The 14,250-nt window shown below is 55.3% G+C and carries 15 protein-coding genes; 9 read left to right on the forward strand and 6 right to left on the reverse strand.

Annotated features, from left to right (window positions below; genetic code table 11):
• Positions 1–10: 10 nt before the first annotated feature.
• Positions 11–1,348: a D-serine transporter DsdX gene (dsdX, locus tag V7Q49_RS13175; RefSeq protein WP_333852565.1), complete on the reverse strand. Its 1,338-nt coding sequence runs from the start codon at positions 1,346–1,348 to the stop codon at positions 11–13.
• A gap of 208 nt (positions 1,349–1,556) precedes the next feature.
• On the opposite strand from dsdX, the gene dsdC reads away from it, so the two are divergent.
• The gene (gene dsdC, locus V7Q49_RS13180) at positions 1,557–2,483 is read left to right on the forward strand and encodes a DNA-binding transcriptional regulator DsdC (protein WP_333852567.1); all 927 of its coding nucleotides are present in this window, start codon (positions 1,557–1,559) and stop codon (positions 2,481–2,483) included.
• Here dsdC and emrD read toward each other — a convergent pair whose 3' ends face one another.
• The 4 genes from emrD to tisB form a co-directional block, all read right to left on the reverse strand.
• Positions 2,484–3,668 (reverse strand): multidrug efflux MFS transporter EmrD, encoded by a 1,185-nt coding sequence (gene emrD, locus V7Q49_RS13185; protein ID WP_333852569.1) that lies wholly within the window; start codon positions 3,666–3,668, stop codon positions 2,484–2,486.
• A 175-nt stretch (positions 3,669–3,843) separates the two neighbouring features.
• Positions 3,844–4,677, reverse strand: coding sequence for an EamA family transporter (locus tag V7Q49_RS13190; protein ID WP_333852570.1), 834 nt, complete (start codon positions 4,675–4,677; stop codon positions 3,844–3,846).
• Between the two features lie 62 nt (positions 4,678–4,739).
• Positions 4,740–5,186 carry a GNAT family N-acetyltransferase gene (locus V7Q49_RS13195; protein WP_333852572.1) on the reverse strand — a complete coding sequence of 149 codons (447 nt, stop codon included), beginning with the start codon at positions 5,184–5,186 and terminating at the stop codon, positions 4,740–4,742.
• 64 nt (positions 5,187–5,250) lie between these two features.
• Positions 5,251–5,340, reverse strand: a complete 90-nt coding sequence (gene tisB, locus V7Q49_RS13200) for a type I toxin-antitoxin system toxin TisB (protein ID WP_039032257.1) — start codon at positions 5,338–5,340, stop codon at positions 5,251–5,253.
• Between the two features lie 801 nt (positions 5,341–6,141).
• Between tisB and V7Q49_RS13205 the strand changes: the two genes are divergently transcribed.
• The 5 genes from V7Q49_RS13205 (at position 6,142) to ilvN (ending at position 9,817) form a co-directional block, all read left to right on the forward strand.
• On the forward strand, positions 6,142–6,846 hold the full coding sequence (locus V7Q49_RS13205; protein WP_333852575.1) for a hypothetical protein: 705 nt from the start codon (positions 6,142–6,144) through the stop codon (positions 6,844–6,846).
• A gap of 205 nt (positions 6,847–7,051) precedes the next feature.
• Entirely contained in the window at positions 7,052–7,531 is a 480-nt protein-coding gene (locus V7Q49_RS13210) for an Hcp family type VI secretion system effector (protein ID WP_333852577.1), read from the forward strand.
• A gap of 107 nt (positions 7,532–7,638) precedes the next feature.
• A complete protein-coding gene (gene ivbL / locus V7Q49_RS13215) occupies positions 7,639–7,737 on the forward strand; it encodes an ilvB operon leader peptide IvbL (protein ID WP_103824263.1) in 99 nt (32 codons plus the stop codon).
• Between the two features lie 100 nt (positions 7,738–7,837).
• Positions 7,838–9,526: an acetolactate synthase large subunit gene (gene ilvB, locus V7Q49_RS13220; protein WP_333852581.1), complete on the forward strand. Its 1,689-nt coding sequence runs from the start codon at positions 7,838–7,840 to the stop codon at positions 9,524–9,526.
• A 3-nt stretch (positions 9,527–9,529) separates the two neighbouring features.
• Positions 9,530–9,817, forward strand: coding sequence for an acetolactate synthase small subunit (gene ilvN / locus V7Q49_RS13225; RefSeq protein WP_039032259.1), 288 nt, complete (start codon positions 9,530–9,532; stop codon positions 9,815–9,817).
• A 1-nt stretch (position 9,818) separates the two neighbouring features.
• Here ilvN and V7Q49_RS13230 read toward each other — a convergent pair whose 3' ends face one another.
• Positions 9,819–10,610, reverse strand: coding sequence for a DeoR family transcriptional regulator (locus tag V7Q49_RS13230; protein ID WP_333852584.1), 792 nt, complete (start codon positions 10,608–10,610; stop codon positions 9,819–9,821).
• 322 nt (positions 10,611–10,932) lie between these two features.
• Here V7Q49_RS13230 and rbsK point away from each other — a divergent pair, with 322 nt between their 5' ends.
• Genes rbsK through V7Q49_RS13245 form a run of 3 tightly spaced genes read left to right on the forward strand, consistent with a single transcriptional unit; the run spans position 10,933 to position 14,221 of the window.
• Positions 10,933–11,853 (forward strand): ribokinase, encoded by a 921-nt coding sequence (gene rbsK / locus V7Q49_RS13235; protein WP_333852586.1) that lies wholly within the window; start codon positions 10,933–10,935, stop codon positions 11,851–11,853.
• A gap of 29 nt (positions 11,854–11,882) precedes the next feature.
• Complete coding sequence (gene fucP, locus V7Q49_RS13240) at positions 11,883–13,199, forward strand: L-fucose:H+ symporter permease (protein ID WP_333852587.1); 1,317 nt, start codon at positions 11,883–11,885, stop codon at positions 13,197–13,199.
• 11 nt (positions 13,200–13,210) lie between these two features.
• Positions 13,211–14,221: an aldose 1-epimerase family protein gene (locus V7Q49_RS13245; protein WP_442913067.1), complete on the forward strand. Its 1,011-nt coding sequence runs from the start codon at positions 13,211–13,213 to the stop codon at positions 14,219–14,221.
• Positions 14,222–14,250 lie beyond the last annotated feature (29 nt).

The following is a 14,250-nucleotide window of genomic DNA, read 5'->3' on the forward strand; positions in this document are numbered from 1 at the left end:
TCTCTTCGCGCTAGATAATGAAAGAAAGCAGGAAGGTGCCGCCGAGTGCAAGCACCGAGGCGATAAATGTCGCCGTCGTATAGTATTTGAAGGTCTCATTGAGGCTGGCCCCGCAGTACTGCTTCACCAGCCAGAAGAGAGAATCGGTAACGATCGTGCAGCCAATGGCACCGGAACCGATGGCAATGGTGATGATCTCCGGGCTGACGTTGGGGTAGAGCGGCAGCATCGGGGCGACAATCGCCGTCGCGCCCATCATCGCCACGGTGGCAGACCCCACCGCCGCGTGCAGGATCAGCGCCACCAGCCAGGCGAGCAGGATCGGATGCATATGCAGGTTCGAGAGAATATGCGCCAGCGTATCGGCCAGGCCGCTGGTTTTAAGGATGGCATTAAAGGCCCCGCCCGCGCCGATAATCAGCAAAATATTGGCGATCGAGCCAAAGCCGTGTTCGGTATGGGTCAGCAGCGTCGACATGCCCATCTTCTGGCGTAACCCCAGCAGGTAATAGGCCACAAACACCGCAATAAACATCGCCGTGATCGGGTTGCCGATAAACTCCAGCAGCGTATAGAGGGGGCCGGTTTTCGCCATGTTCAGCTCGGCCACGGTTTTCACCAGCATCAGGCCGATAGGCAGCAGGACGGTAAACAGCGTGGCGCCCAGGGATGGCAGGGTATGTTCTTCCCGCACCCTGAGGTCGGAAAACTCCGCCGGCACCGCTTTAAACGGCAGACGGTTCCCCAGCAGCTTCAGGAACAGCGGGCCGCCGATCAGGGAGGCCATCAGACCCACCAGCAGGCCGTAGACAATCACCGTCCCGACATCGGCCCCCAGTTTGTTGGTAACAAACAGCGCCGCCGGGTGCGGCGGCACCACGCAGTGCACCGCCATCAGGGCAGTACAGAGCGGGATCGCCAGCTTCAGCAGCGAGGTGTGGGTCTTCTTGGCGATGGAGAAGGCCAGCGGGATCAGCAGCACCACGCCCACTTCCACAAACAGAGTGATGCCGCAAATCATCCCCACCAGCACCATAATCACGTCGGCCGAGAGCCAGCGGCAGCGCTGCAGCGTGATGCCGATGCGTTCAGCCGCGCCGGACACCTCCATCATTTTGCCCAGAATGGTGCCGAGACCAATCACCGCCGCCAGAAAGCCCAGCGTGCCGCCGATGCCGCTCTCGATGGCGTTGACCATATCCAACGGGCTCATCCCCATCATGCCGCCGACGAAAAAGCTCGCCAGCAGCAGGGCAAGGAACGGATGAAACTTCAGTTTTACGATGGTAAACACAATCAGCACGATGCTTGCCAGCAGCGTGGCTACAACCCAGACCGGAGATCCCATATCTCACCTCACCCTCACGTTAGCTGCGGGTATTTGACGAAAAAACCGCTCCGGCTGACAAACGATATAAATTGCCGTTCACATGAGCCAGATTGGATCAACTGAGTGATAGCCCTCTAAAAAAAGTACTATTCCTGCCATTGGTTCACATTTTTTCATCTTTAATCGCTATTCTGGGCGCAGAACAGAGGTGAATGAGGGCAGGGCAATGAACGAGGGGAGTGAGGCGAGAAATCGCCTACTGAACGGCTGGCAGCTGTCGAAGATGCACACTTTTGAGGTGGCGGCGCGTCACGAGTCGTTCGCGCTGGCAGCGGAGGAGCTGTCGCTCAGCCCGAGCGCGGTGAGCCATCGGATCAACCTGCTGGAAGAGGAGCTGGGGATCGCGCTGTTTGTACGCTCGCACCGTAAAGTGGAGCTGACCCCGGAGGGCAAACGCGTTTACTGGACCCTGAAATCGTCGCTGGATACGCTGAATCAGGAGATCCTCGACATCAAAAACCAGGCCCTCTCCGGCACGCTGACCGTCTATTCGCGTCCGTCGATCGCCCAGTGCTGGCTGGTGCCGATGCTGGGGGACTTCACCCGCCGCTATCCGTCGATTTCCCTGACCGTGTTGACCGGTAATGATTACGTCAATATGCAGCGAACCGGCGTCGATCTGGCGCTCTATTTCGACGATATGCCGCCAACTCAGCTTTCACACCATTTTTTAATGGACGAGGCGATCCTGCCGGTCTGCTCACCCGAATACGCCCGGGAACATCAGCTGCTCGCCAGCCCGGATAACCTGCGCCACTGCACCCTGCTGCACGACCGGCAGGCGTGGAGCAACGACTCCGGCACCGACGAGTGGTTTAGCTGGGCGCAGCATTTTGCGGTGAACCTGCCGCCCTCATCGGGAATAGGGTTCGATCGGTCCGACTTGGCGGTGATGGCGGCGATAAATCACGTTGGGGTGGCGATGGGGCGCAAACGGCTGGTGCAGAAGCGTCTTGATCGTGGGGAGCTGATTGCGCCCTTTGGTGACAAGACGCTGAAATGCCATCAGCACTACTACGTCTCGACCCTTTCAGGACGCCAGTGGCCAAAGATTGATGCCTTTATCCACTGGCTTAAAGAAAAAGCAAACTGATTAGATCGCCTGCTCGTGATGTGAGGCGCGGGAGGCCAGCGGCAGCCAGCAGAGGACAATCAGCAGCCCCATTAAGGTCATCAGCAGCCCGAGGCTCGCCTGGCCGTTTTGCGGCATCATCGCCGAAAGCCAGGCCAGTACGCCGGAACCGATATTTTGTAGACCCCCTACCAGCGCTCCGGCGGTACCCGCCAGAAACGGGAAGGGCTCCATCGCGCCGCTGGTCGCCAGCGGGAACAGCATCCCCGCGCCAAAGAAGAACAGCGCGGCCGGGATCAGCAGGGTCCAGACGTTCATCACCCCGAACAGCCCCGGGATCCACATCATCAGCCCTGCCAGCAGGCAGCTCACTACCGACTGCCACATCAGGGTGGTAAAGCGTTTGTTGGCGCGTCCGGCAAACCAGGCGCCGAAAAACGCCGCCGGGATCGGCAGAATAAACAGAATACTCACTACCATGCTGCTGAGGCCCAGCCCGGCACCCAACAGTACGCCCGAGCTGGCTTCGAACACCGCGATGCCCGCCAGGCCGCCCACCAGCATCAGCACGTAGCAGTTAAAGGCCCCGTTGCCGAAGAGGACTTTGTAGCTGGTGAGCAGTTTGGTGCGCGGCGCGTCCTGGGGCCGGGTTTCCGGCATCCAGCGCGCCATGCTGAAGGTGACGATGACGCACAGCACCAGCAGGAAGCCGTAGCAGGCGCGCCAGGACCACATGGTGTCCAGCAGGCCGCCAATCAGCGGGGCCAGCAGCGGGCTGACCAGAATGCCCATATTCAAAAGACTGTTAGCATGGCGCAGCTGGGTGCCCTGATACATATCGCGCGGCAACGTTCGGGCCATCACCCCGCCGACGCCGGTGCCGACGCCCTGCAACGCGCTGGCGGCAATCAGCACGCTCAGGCTGTGGGTGGTCATGGCAATCACCGTGGCGATCATAAAAATCGTCATTCCGACCAGGATCACCGGACGACGGCCAACGCGATCCGAGAGCGGGCCGTAGAACAGTTGCGAGACGCCGTAGGTCAGCAGGTACGCGCCCATCACGCTCTGCACCGCGCCTTCACGAACGCTGAGTGCCTTCGCCATATCGGCAATGGCCGGGATATAGATGGTTTGCGCCATCTGACCGACGGCGACCAGCAATACCAACATCAAGAGTAAATTAACGTTCCGCTGTCTTTTCATGTCGCTGAATAATTTTGCCAAAAGTAATAAATAAAGAGTAAGTCACTGCGCATTCCCATAAATGCGCGAGGAATCTACCACAGGAAAATGACAAAATAAGCATTGCTGTGATGAATGGAGAAGCGGAAAAAGGCAGGATTTGTAAACAAGATCGGCAACTAATATTGCCAGTGATTCAGGCCAGGCGCAGCAGAATGGCGCCGCCTGCAATACCCAGCGCCGCAGCAATACGCAGACCCGCAACCTTCTCTTTTAAAAGCACAAACGCGATCAGCGCACCAAAGAGAATGGAGGTTTCACGCAGCGCTGCGACCACCGCCAGCGGTGCCTGGGTCATGGCCCATAGCGCCAGGCCGTAAGAGCCCAGAGTGCCAATGCCGCCGAGCAGCCCCTTTTTCCAGTGCAGACGCAGGTAGCTGGACGCCTCGCGCCGACGCGCCACCATCGCCCAGCTCAGCAGACAGAAGCCGTTCATAAAGAAGGTCCACAGCGTATAGCCCAGCGCGGTGCCCGATAGCCGCACGCCGGTGCCGTCCACCAGCGTATAGCCCGCGATAAAACAGGCATTCAGCAGCGCCAGCCAGATCCCTTTTCGGGACTGCATGCGTCCGTTCATCGCCATGGCCAGTATCGACAGGCAGATCACGCCGATGCCGGACCAGGCGAACCATGAGAGGTGATCCCCGAGCGCCAGCGTGCCGATCAGCGCCACCAGCAGCGGTGCGGTGCCGCGCATCAGCGGATAGGTCTGGCTCATATCCGAGACCTGATAGGTCTTCGCGACCAGAACGGTATACACCACCTGTAAGGCGCAGGAGACGATCAAAAAAGGCCAGCTGGCCGCAGCCGGTTGGGGAGAGAAGGGGAGCAACACCAGAGCAATCAGCGTGGCGGAGCCGCTGACGCCGATCGCCGAATAGAGCTTGTCCGTTCCGGCTTTGACGATGGCATTCCAGCTGGCATGCAGCAGTGCGGCAAAGAGTAAAATGCAGAAAACGGAGAGCGTCATGGCGTATCGGCTGGTGAATTGTCACTCAACTGTAACATTCACACTCCGATGCTGCCAGCCGCTCAGATTGCGCAAAAAAGGCGATGGGTGACGCGCGGCTCATCCGCGACCAGCGTAAAACCAGCGTGCTGGTAGAATGTCCAGGCGGTGTGGGGCGCATTGGTATTGAGAAAATCGAACCAGACGCTGGCATCGGCCATCACCACGGCGAGCAGCTGCCTGCCGATACCCAGCCCACGACAGCTTTCGCTGATATAAAGATGGCGAATGCGCCCGGCCCGCGGCTGCTGGCTAAACGGATCGCGGTTCAGCCCGCAAATCCCTACCAGTTTGCCGTTGAGAAACGCGCCCAGCAGCTTTTCACCAGGAGCGTTAAAGCGGTTTTCACCCCGCTCCCAGTTCTCTTCCAGCCGGCGCAGCATATTGAAATGGCGCGCGGTGCTCTCGGTTTTGAGCGCGATATACCCCGGTTCGTCCGGCGTGACGGGCTCAATTAATAAACGCAACATAGCATTCCCTCGTTATTAAAGAGGGGCGGTTTCCCGCCCCTCTCAGGTGCGACTTGAACCTGAATCACTTAACGTATTTCAGGACAGCATCAAGCAGTTGCAGTGCTGCAACAATGAGTTTGAGGATAAGTACAACCATATCCACTACGCTCATACGCGTCTCCTCTGGTTAAGGAGCACGATGCTGGCGTACCTTTCCGCCGCCTGTAACCAGCACCTTTGTTGATGTAACACAGTGTGCTCAGGTGGGGAGTGGAGGCGCTGACGGCACCACCCGTTTCAGCCAGGACTTCGTTGTGCCGGTGTACTACGAGCGGCTCCCCTCGCACCCTGTGAACATACCCAGTATAGATAAATACTGTATATATGAACAGTAATTTATGGACAAAACGTGAAGCGGGAGCCATACTCAAAGGCGTCAAAATCCGTGCCGTAAATTGCGCGTTCCCGTGCGATCGCGTATACTTTGTGCGTTGATGTAACACAGTGTGCTCTGCGGTCACCAGCCGCAAACGCTGTAAAAAAAACCTCGCTCCGGCGGGGTTTTTTGTTTTCTGGGCTACCCACATAAAAATGCCTGTTGACTTAATGGTAATAAATGACAGCGTATGCATTTATGATTCATTTGATATGATTATAAGTTATAAAAATACCGGGATAAGCGGTGGTTCTGCTTTTTAGCTTTGCTATGGCCTGGTTAGGCTCGCTTAAGAAACCCATTTTATGCAGGGGTAGCAGACTAATTTTGCGAAATAACGACACCAAATACGTAAACTAATATAAAAAATATATCAATCAGGCTATTCAAGTTGTATCGCTTATAGGCGTAACAAATATTAATTAATTAATTAATTTATTTTTCACATGAATGTCTTCATAAATAAATTTTACAAATTTGAGTTGTCCGCCTTTTCAATGTATACCTATATGACCGCAAATATTGTATGGATACATTATGCAAGCATCGGATTATTTAAAGATGAAGTTCCAGAGCGACAGGCAGTTGGCTATTTATGGACAGCAAGGCGTTGCAGGGACATGGAGGGCATTAAAGGGGATCGGCTCTGATATCTACTCAGGAATGGAACGTGTAAGTTGGTATTCAGCATGCTTAATCCCCAGCTATCACGATGTATGTGATGAGCTTATATCAGAAGAAAAGAGGATGTACCTCTCAATTGTGTCTATTTACCGTTACCGCGATGTAATCGCATACATGCTCTATCTTTATTTTAAAAGTATTATCACCGATTCTGAAAATGGAAATGAACAAAATCGCGTTCGCAAGACGGATTCAAAAGTAACCGGGCTTGTTAACAACATCCCGACAAGTAAGGCAGCGCGTTTAGCGCTAGCATGGGCGCTGGCTAAATCCCTTTCGGAATCTTGCCTGCTTTCAGAAATCGTCGTTGAACGGCTTGCACGCCGCGTACCTAATGTCGTCATGGCACTTCAACTGATTGGCACGGACCAGAAGTGCGCTCTTGCTGCCCGTCGTCTGAAAACGCTGCATCCCAGGTACTACGCCACCCTCTATGCCGCACAATTGGAAATGCTGTATTACTTTTTTGAACCTTTCCTGTCTGAACTTATTAAGAAAGTGCAAATGGGGTTCTATAGGGATTTCGATGCGATGTATAACGATTTAAAGGACAGGTAGTATGTTTAAGAGTCTGCTATCAATACTGTTTACGGATATCTTATTTCCCGTTTATATTTTTGCGTGCGCCTCCTTGTTTCTGTGGTTATTTCCTGGCCACTGGGTATTGCTCACATTTATTGCTATCGTAGTATTTATTATTGTCCATCCGATACTTTTTGGGCGCTTTGATAAGTACGATTGACTTTTATAAAAAGGAGTTTTTATGTCAAACCCAGCTTATTTATTTTTAACAGATGAAAATGGTTCTCCCATGGTTGGTCCTTGCCTTGTGTCAGGGCGTGAAGGCGCAATTGAACTCAAATCGTTCACTCATAATGTCAACATTCCCGTCGACGGGAATACCGGAAAATTGACGGGCACGCGCATACACATGCCCGTTATGTTCCAGAAGGAATTTGATCGTGTAACCCCGTTTTTATTTCGGGCGTTGAGTACGGGGAGAACGCTCCAGTCCGCCACCATTAAGATGTATCAGATTAACGAGGCTGGTTTAGAACAGGAATATTTTAATATCATCCTCGACAATGTGAAAATAACATCAATCACACCAGACCTGTATCCAGGCGCAAATACCGGAACACACCTTGAAACGGTTCTCATACGCTATGAGAAAATTACCTGGAAGCATTGCGATGGCAATGTCATCTATAGTGACTCCTGGAATGAGCGAGCAACGTACTAAAACGTGATCCCTGACATATTTTTGCGCAGATGAAAAATTTTCCGTTGTCACGCCTGTAAACCTGTGTTTGTATAAATTCAATCAATGATTCCAAACACAGGTCCCCCATGACTGCATCCATGAACACCGCGACCCTACTAAAAACTGCGCATCCAGCCGCAGTGGTCGTCGTGCGTGTGGTGGTGGTCGTCGGCAATGCGCCGTAGGGACTGAATCAACACACGATTCCAAACCCCGCCGGCGCAAACCGGCGGGGTTTTTCGTTAAAAGCCTCCCGGAAAGTCGGCCCATAAGAAGGACTGGAGCATGGCAAGTTCGGGCACAACATCACACAAGACGCGTTTCACTGGCGCGCAGTTAATCGTTCATTTGCTGGAACGTCAGGGCATTACCACGGTAGCGGGTATACCTGGCGGGACGGTACTCCCGCTGTATGACGCCTTAAGCCAGAGCACGCAGATCCGCCACGTGCTGGCGCGTCACGAGCAGGGCGCTGGCTTTATCGCTCAGGGCATGGCGCGAACCCAGGGCAAACCGGCGGTCTGTATGGCCTGTAGCGGGCCGGGCGCCACCAACCTGGTTACCGCCATCGCCGACGCGCGTCTCGACTCCATCCCGTTAGTCTGCATTACCGGCCAGGTGCCTGCCTCGATGATCGGCACCGATGCGTTTCAGGAAGTGGACACCTACGGCATCTCTATCCCCATCACCAAGCACAACTATTTAGTGCGCGATATCAGCGAATTACCGCAGGTTATCAGCGATGCGTTCCGTATCGCCCAGTCCGGCCGTCCCGGCCCGGTGTGGATAGACATTCCTAAGGATGTGCAGACCGCTGAGATTGAGATCGACGTGCTGCCGGAGCCCGGCACCCGCGCGCCCTCGCCGGCGTTCAGCGTTGAGAGCGTGCGCGAGGCGGCGGCGATGATCAACGCCGCACAGCGCCCGGTGCTCTATCTGGGCGGCGGGGTGATCGATGCGCCTGACGCGGTGCGCGCCCTGGCAGAAAAAGCCAGCCTGCCTACCACCATGACCCTGATGGCGCTGGGCATGCTGCCCAAAGCGCACCCGCTGTCACTGGGGATGCTGGGGATGCACGGCGCGCGCAGCACCAACTTTATTCTGCAAGAGGCTGATTTATTGATTGTTCTCGGGGCACGTTTTGATGACCGGGCGATTGGTAAAACCGAGCAGTTCTGTCCGAATGCCAAAATCATTCACGTGGATATCGACCGCGCGGAGCTGGGCAAAATCAAACAGCCTCACGTGGCGATCCAGGGCGACGTCAACGAGGTGCTGGCCCAGCTGCTGCCGCATATCGACGCCACCCCGCGCAGCGCGTGGCATCAGCAGGTGACCGGCCTGCAGCAGGAGTTCCCGGGCGCGATCCCGACCGAAGGCGATCCGCTCAGCCATTACGGGCTGATTAACGCCGTGGCCGCCTGCGTGGACGATAGCGCGATTATCACCACCGACGTGGGTCAACATCAGATGTGGACCGCTCAGGCCTATCCGCTGAACCGTCCGCGCCAGTGGCTGACCTCCGGCGGGCTGGGCACCATGGGCTTTGGTCTGCCTGCGGCGGTAGGCGCGGCGCTGGCGAACCCGGACCGCAAGGTGATCTGCTTCTCCGGCGATGGCAGCCTGATGATGAACATTCAGGAGATGGCCACCGCGGCGGAAAATCAGCTGGATGTGAAAATCATTCTGATGAACAACGAGGCGCTGGGGCTGGTACATCAGCAGCAGAGCCTGTTCTACAAGCAGGGCGTGTTTGCTGCTACCTATCCGGGGATGATTAACTTTATGCAGATTGCCGCCGGTTTTGGTCTGCACACCTGCGATCTGAATGCCGAAGAGGATGCTCACGCGGCGCTGCAGGCGGCGATCTCACGCCCGGGCCCGGCGCTGATCCACGTCCGTATCGATCCACAACAAAAAGTCTATCCGATGGTCCCACCCGGTGCGGCCAATACTGAAATGGTGGGGGAATAAGCCATGCAAAAACAAAATGATAACGTCATCCTGGAGCTTACCGTCCGCAACCACCCCGGGGTCATGACCCACGTCTGCGGGCTGTTTGCCCGCCGCGCGTTCAACGTGGAGGGCATTCTCTGTCTGCCGATTCAGGGGAGCGAGCACAGCCGCATCTGGCTGTTGGTGAATGACGATCAGCGGCTGGAGCAGATGATGGCCCAAATCGACAAGCTGGAGGACGTGGTGAAAGTGGTGCGCAACCAGTCCGATCCGACCATGTTTAACAAAATTGCAGTGTTCTTCGAGTAAATCACTCCCCGGCGGCGTCCGGGGTAATGATCTTCACAAAGCCATTCCGGCAGTGGGCCGGATAGTCTGCCGGAAGAGGGCGGTCGCTGATCAGCACATCAAAAGTCGACAGCGGCCCGATGCTGGCGGGCGCCACTTCATCAAACAGGGCGTAGCGGGCCAGCAGGATCTTGCGAATGCCGTGCTGAATGGCTTTGCGCTTGGTGGCCAGGTCGTCCAGGTTAAACCAGGTCACGCCGTAGTGCTCATGCACGCCGCTGGCGGAGATAAACACCTTACGCGGGTTCAGAGAGTCCAGCACCGACGGATTGCTGGTGTCGTAAAAGGCATCGCTTTTTGCCCGGTAGGTGCCGCCGCACAGAATGGCGGTGGCGTTTGGCTTCTCGTTGAGCGCCATAAACACGCGATGTGAATAGCAGATGCCGGTAAAGGTAATGTCATCGGGGATCATGCTAATCACCAGCGGCATTTCCGGGCCATTATCGAAAAAGACCAGATCGTTCTCCGCCACCATCCCCGCCGCGAGAATGGCGATGGGCAGATCGTCGGGGTGGTGCGTCTGGCTACGCACCACCGGTGCCGCAGGTGCGGTAGCCGGCTTATTAACCATCACGATATAGCCGCCCAGCAGCGTCAGGGGAAGCACGATGTCGTGGTTATCCGGGCTGAGATCGCGACGGATGGTCATGACGGAGACTTCAAGCATTCTGGCGGCATCTTTCAGGTGAATGCGGTCGGTCTTCTTCAACAGCTCTACCAGACGCCGGATTCGTTCTTTTTGCTTTGTCTCCATTCACCCTCTCCGCTCTTTTTGATGTTCCTGAAATCACATTAGTGATGCGAAAGGAACATTCTTGTTGCGCCATACTATACTGCCGCCCGTCGGGAAAGAAAAGCCACTTCTCAAACTGTCTTCGTTATTTAACATACTGTAATTCATCATTTAATTTATAATTTTTGTTGTCGCATCACACTTTTATCGCGGGATAACGCTTAAACCTTAATCGGCCTGGCGGATCCTCTAATCGCGATCGCAGTCACAAATGATACGAAAATAACATGATAATGTTACGATAATATCATTGTTATGTGATTGTTTCAGAGAGGTAGTAAACATGGATATCGCGGTTATCGGCTCCAACATGGTGGATCTCATCACCTACATTAATCAGATGCCGAAGGAGGGCGAAACCCTTGAAGCCCCGGCGTTTAAAATCGGCTGTGGCGGCAAAGGCGCGAATCAGGCGGTGGCGGCAGCCAAGCTCAATTCGAAGGTGATGATGCTGACCAAAGTCGGTGACGACATTTTTGCCGATAACACCATCCGTAATCTGGAGTCCTGGGGCATCAATACCACCTATGTGGAAAAGGTGCCGTGTACCAGCAGCGGCGTGGCACCGATCTTTGTTAACGCCAACTCCAGCAACAGTATTCTGATTGTGAAGGGCGCCAATAAATTCCTCTCGCCGGAAGATATCGACCGCGCGGCAGACGATCTGAAAAAGTGCCAGCTTATTGTGCTACAGCTCGAAGTGCAGCTGGAGACGGTATATCACGCCATCGAGTTTGGTAAAAAACACGGTATTCAGGTGCTATTAAACCCGGCCCCGGCATTACGTGAATTAGATATGTCCTATGCCTGCAAATGTGATTTCTTTGTGCCGAATGAAACCGAGCTGGAAATTCTGACCGGCATGCCGGTGAATACCTACGAAAATATCTGCCTTGCGGCGCGCTCGCTGGTGGATAAAGGACTGAATAATATTATCGTCACCATGGGTGAAAAAGGCGCGCTATGGATGACGCGCGATCGGGAAGTCAAGGTCCCGGCATGTAAAGTCAATGCGGTGGATACCAGCGGTGCCGGTGATGCCTTTATCGGCTGCTTCGCCCATTACTACGTCCAGAGCGGTGATGTTGAAGCCGCCATGAAAAAAGCGTCCCTGTTTGCCGCCTTCAGCGTCACCGGAAAAGGCACCCAGTCATCTTACCCCAGCATTGAACAATTCAATGAGTATCTGGCATTGAACGAATAATAAAACCCTGCGAAATAAAAGGTAGCACTATGAACGATAAAAACATCATTCAGATGCCTGACGGCTATCTGAATAAAACCCCTCTGTTCCAGTTTATTTTGTTATCCTGCTTATTCCCGTTATGGGGATGCGCTGCTGCTTTAAATGATATTTTAATTACGCAGTTTAAAAGCGTCTTTGCACTCAGTAATTTTGCCTCGGCGCTGGTGCAAAGCGCGTTTTACGGCGGCTATTTCCTTATTGCTATTCCGGCCTCGCTGGTGATTAAAAACACCAGCTATAAAGTGGCGATCTTAATCGGATTAACGCTCTATATTGTCGGCTGTACGCTCTTTTTCCCGGCCTCGCACATGGCAACCTACACCATGTTCCTGGCGGCGATATTTGCTATTGCCATCGGCCTGAGCTTCCTCGAAACGGCGGCTAATACCTACAGCTCGATGATCGGCCCGAAAGCCTACGCCACCCTGCGTCTGAACGTCAGCCAGACCTTCTACCCGATTGGCGCGGCGGCGGGCATCCTACTGGGTAAATATCTGGTCTTCTCCGAAGGCGATAGCCTGGAAAAACAGATGGCGGGCATGAACGCGGAACAGATCCACAACTTCAAGATCCTGATGCTGGAGAACACCCTCGAGCCCTATAAGTACATGATTATGGTGCTGGTCGTGGTGATGGTGCTGTTCCTGCTGACCCGCTTCCCGACCTGTAAAGTGGCCCCAACCGATCATCATAAACGCCCGTCGGCGATGGATACGCTGCGCTATCTGGCGACCAACGCCCGCTTCCGTCGCGGTATCATGGCCCAGTTCCTCTATGTGGGCATGCAGGTTGCGGTGTGGTCGTTCACCATCCGTCTGGCGCTGGAGCTGGGGGATATCAACGAACGCGACGCCTCTAACTTTATGATCTACAGCTTTGCCTGCTTCTTTATCGGCAAGTTTGTCGCCAACATTCTGATGACCCGCTTTAACCCGGCGAAGGTGCTGATTCTGTACTCGGTCATCGGCGCGCTGTTCCTCGCCTATGTGGCGCTGGCCCCGAGCTTTAGTGCAGTCTACGTCGCGGTGCTGGTCAGTATTCTGTTCGGACCGTGCTGGGCTACCATCTACGCTGGCACCCTCGATACCGTGGACAACGAGCATACTGAAATGGCCGGCGCGGTGATCGTGATGGCGATCGTCGGCGCGGCGGTGGTGCCTGCGGTACAGGGCTATGTCGCAGATATGTTCCACTCCCTGCAGGCCTCGTTCCTGGTCTCGATGCTGTGCTTTGTCTACGTCGGCGTCTACTTCTGGCGTGAGAGCAAAGTGCGCCGCGAGCTGACCGAAGCCACCGCTTCCTGAGGAGAATGACCATGACGCAACTTCCCCTGTGGCGCACGCTCTTTACCGAACAGCCGCGCACTCTGCTGCAAAACGATGACTTCACGGTGACGGCATTCCGCTACGCCAGCGGCGTGGAGGGGCTGCGGGTGCAAAACAGCCGCGGTCACCTGGTGATCCTTCCCTGGCTGGGGCAGATGATCTGGGATGCGGAGTTTGATGGCCGCGACCTGACGATGCGCAATATGTTCAGCCAGCCAAAAGCGGCAAAAGAGGTGGTCGAAACCTACGGCTGCTTCGCCTTCCACTCTGGCCTGCTGGCCAACGGCTGCCCGTCGCCGGAAGATACCCATCCGCTGCACGGTGAAATGCCCTGCGCGCCAATGGATGAAGCCTGGCTGGCGCTGGACGGCGACAGCCTGACGGTGACCGGGCGCTATGAATATGTGATGGGATTCGGTCATCATTATCAGGCGCAGCCGGCGGTGACGTTACGTAAAGCCAGCGCCCTGTTTGATATCGCCATGTCGGTGACCAATCTGGCGACGGTGCCGATGCCGCTCCAGTACATGTGCCACATGAACTATGCCTATGTTGAAGGCGCGACCTTCAGCCAGAACGTCCCGGATGAGGCCATTCAGCTGCGCGAGTCGATCCCGGCGCACGTGAAGCCGACCGAACAGTGGCTGGCGTTCAACCGACGATTGCAGCAGGGGGAAGCGACCCTGACGACGCTCTCGGAACCGCAGTTCTACGATCCGGAGATTGTCCTGTTCACCGACCGGCTCGATCGCTATACGGATACCCCGGAATTCCGGATGATCGCGCCCGATGGCGTCACCTTTGTCACCCGTTTTGCCAGCGCCGAGCTGAACTACGCCACCCGCTGGATCCTCTACAACGGCGATCAGCAGGTCGCGGCCTTCGTGCTCCCGGCCACCTGCCGTCCGGAAGGATCCCTGGCGGCGCAGCGCAGCGGCAGCCTGATTTCGCTGGCCCCGGCGCAAACGCGCAGTTTTACGGTGACCACCGGCATCCTCTGACGGTGTAAATCGTTCATAGCTTGAACAGC

Origin of the sequence: Leclercia sp., from assembly GCF_036780805.1 — a bacterium.
GTDB lineage: Bacteria > Pseudomonadota > Gammaproteobacteria > Enterobacterales > Enterobacteriaceae > Enterobacter.

What these genes read in the sequence shown, in the direction of transcription:
- V7Q49_RS13205 (WP_333852575.1), top strand. Translation starts at nt 6,142, where the DNA reads ATGCAAGCATCGGATTATTTAAAGATGAAGTTCCAGAGCGACAGGCAG.
- ilvB (WP_333852581.1), top strand. Translation starts at nt 7,838, where the DNA reads ATGGCAAGTTCGGGCACAACATCACACAAGACGCGTTTCACTGGCGCG.
- rbsK (WP_333852586.1), top strand. Translation starts at nt 10,933, where the DNA reads ATGGATATCGCGGTTATCGGCTCCAACATGGTGGATCTCATCACCTAC.
- V7Q49_RS13195 (WP_333852572.1), bottom strand. Translation starts at nt 5,186, where the DNA reads ATGTTGCGTTTATTAATTGAGCCCGTCACGCCGGACGAACCGGGGTAT.
- dsdX (WP_333852565.1), bottom strand. Translation starts at nt 1,348, where the DNA reads ATGGGATCTCCGGTCTGGGTTGTAGCCACGCTGCTGGCAAGCATCGTG.
- dsdC (WP_333852567.1), top strand. Translation starts at nt 1,557, where the DNA reads ATGAACGAGGGGAGTGAGGCGAGAAATCGCCTACTGAACGGCTGGCAG.
- emrD (WP_333852569.1), bottom strand. Translation starts at nt 3,668, where the DNA reads ATGAAAAGACAGCGGAACGTTAATTTACTCTTGATGTTGGTATTGCTG.
- fucP (WP_333852587.1), top strand. Translation starts at nt 11,883, where the DNA reads ATGAACGATAAAAACATCATTCAGATGCCTGACGGCTATCTGAATAAA.
- tisB (WP_039032257.1), bottom strand. Translation starts at nt 5,340, where the DNA reads ATGAGCGTAGTGGATATGGTTGTACTTATCCTCAAACTCATTGTTGCA.
- ivbL (WP_103824263.1), top strand. Translation starts at nt 7,639, where the DNA reads ATGACTGCATCCATGAACACCGCGACCCTACTAAAAACTGCGCATCCA.
- V7Q49_RS13210 (WP_333852577.1), top strand. Translation starts at nt 7,052, where the DNA reads ATGTCAAACCCAGCTTATTTATTTTTAACAGATGAAAATGGTTCTCCC.
- V7Q49_RS13230 (WP_333852584.1), bottom strand. Translation starts at nt 10,610, where the DNA reads ATGGAGACAAAGCAAAAAGAACGAATCCGGCGTCTGGTAGAGCTGTTG.
- V7Q49_RS13190 (WP_333852570.1), bottom strand. Translation starts at nt 4,677, where the DNA reads ATGACGCTCTCCGTTTTCTGCATTTTACTCTTTGCCGCACTGCTGCAT.
- ilvN (WP_039032259.1), top strand. Translation starts at nt 9,530, where the DNA reads ATGCAAAAACAAAATGATAACGTCATCCTGGAGCTTACCGTCCGCAAC.
- V7Q49_RS13245 (WP_442913067.1), top strand. Translation starts at nt 13,211, where the DNA reads ATGACGCAACTTCCCCTGTGGCGCACGCTCTTTACCGAACAGCCGCGC.